Source organism: Mesorhizobium sp. M7A.F.Ca.CA.002.05.1.1, from assembly GCF_003998335.1.
Taxonomy (GTDB): domain Bacteria; phylum Pseudomonadota; class Alphaproteobacteria; order Rhizobiales; family Rhizobiaceae; genus Mesorhizobium.
Genome location: NZ_RZQI01001118.1, coordinates 1 through 1671, shown reverse-complemented (window position 1 = coordinate 1671; position 1671 = coordinate 1). Strand labels below are relative to the sequence as shown.

Annotated in this window: 2 protein-coding genes; both read right to left on the bottom strand. The window is 61.3% G+C overall.

The window, feature by feature from the left end:
• Positions 1-860: MBL fold metallo-hydrolase (locus tag EN939_RS33140; RefSeq protein ID WP_164751467.1), on the bottom strand; the 860-nt coding region annotated here is incomplete at its 3' end.
• Between the two features lie 140 nt (positions 861-1000).
• The gene (locus EN939_RS33135; protein ID WP_127260439.1) at positions 1001-1660 is read right to left on the bottom strand and encodes a peroxiredoxin; all 660 of its coding nucleotides are present in this window, start codon (positions 1658-1660) and stop codon (positions 1001-1003) included.
• Positions 1661-1671 lie beyond the last annotated feature (11 nt).

Below are 1671 nucleotides of genomic sequence, written 5' to 3'. Positions count from 1 at the left end.
AGCGGAAACTTCAGGTACCGCCGGCCATTGGCTTCGGGTTCGGGCAGCCTCCCGCCATTCATGTTGACCTGCAGCGCATGCAGGATCAGCCGCGGCATCGGCAGCGTCCTGTCGCGCGCCTCGCGCAGGGCGACGAACTCGGCCTCGCTGCAGGCGGCGGCAAGATGGATGTTGGTAGCCTTCTGTATGGCGACCGTGCTTTCCCACAAAGGTTCGCGGCCGCCGGCCTGATAGTCATGGCCGACGAACACCCGCGTCTCGTCCGGCAACGCCAATATGTCCTGGATCGAGCGCCAGAGCCGCGCGGCACTGCCGCCGGGAAAGTCCGTCCTCGCCGTGCCGCTGTCGGGCATGAACAGCGTGTCGTGGATGAAGGCGGCATCGCCGATCACATAGGTGATGGAGGCCAGCGTGTGTCCGGGCGAGAACAGCACCTTGACCGGAAGGGTACCCACTTGGAAGGTTTCGCCTTCTCTAAACAGCCTGTCCCACTGCGAACCGTCGGCGGGAAAATCCGGCCAGTTGTAGATCGCTTTCCACAGTTTCTGGACCTCGATGACCCTGTCGCCGATCGCCGTCGGCGCGCCGGTCTTCTCTCTCAAGTAATGCGCCGCCGAGAAATGGTCGGCATGCGGATGGGTGTCGAGGATCCATTCGACGCTCAGTCCCTGCTCGCTGACGAAGTCGAGCATGACATCGGCATTCGTCGTTGCCGTAGCACCGGATTTCTCGTCGAAATCAAGGATCGGATCGATGATGGCGCATCGCTTCGTCGCCTGGTCGGCGACGACATACTGGATGGCGCCGGTCGGCTTGTCATAGAAGCCGCTGACCTGCGGCCTGGCCAAAGCTACGTCCAATTCCGGCTTCCCCAACTCTCGGTCGCCAGGAATGATTTTCTCTGACGACACCCGAGAGGAGCATGGTTGTCCGCTCGGGTGAGCCAGTCAAGTATCCTTTCGCTCGCGGCGACAGGAAAGCCAAAAACTGTTCCGAGCGGTCAGGCCGACGGCTGCTTGGTCTTCCGCAGATACGGCAGGATGGTCTCATAAGCGCCGAAGCGTTTGATTGCATCCTCGTTGGAAACGGCCGCGGTGATGATCACGTCCTCGCCCTGCTTCCAGTTCGCCGGCGTCGCCACTTGATGCTTGGCGGTGAGCTGCATGGAATCGACCGCGCGCAGGATCTCATCGAAATTGCGCCCCGTGGTCATCGGGTAGGTCAGCACCAGTTTGATCTTCTTGTCCGGTCCGATGACGTAGACCGAGCGCACTGTGGCGTTGTCGGCGGGCGTGCGGCCCTCCGACGTCTCGCCGGCACCGCCCGGCAGCATGTCGTAGAGCTTGGCGACCTTGAGGTCCTTGTCGCCGATCAGCGGATAGTTCACCGAATGACCGGTCGCCGTCTTGATGTCGTCCTGCCACTTGCCGTGACTTTCGACCGGATCGACCGAAATGCCGATGATCTTGACGTTGCGCTTCTTGAACTCGCCTTCGAGCCCCGCCATCGTGCCAAGCTCGGTCGTGCAGACCGGCGTGAAATTCTTCGGGTGACTGAACAGGATCGCCCAACCGTCGCCGATCCAGTCATGGAATTTGATCGTCCCTTGCGTGGTCTCGGCGGTAAAATCCGGCGCAATGTCGTTGATACGAAGGCTCATGGTACATCTCC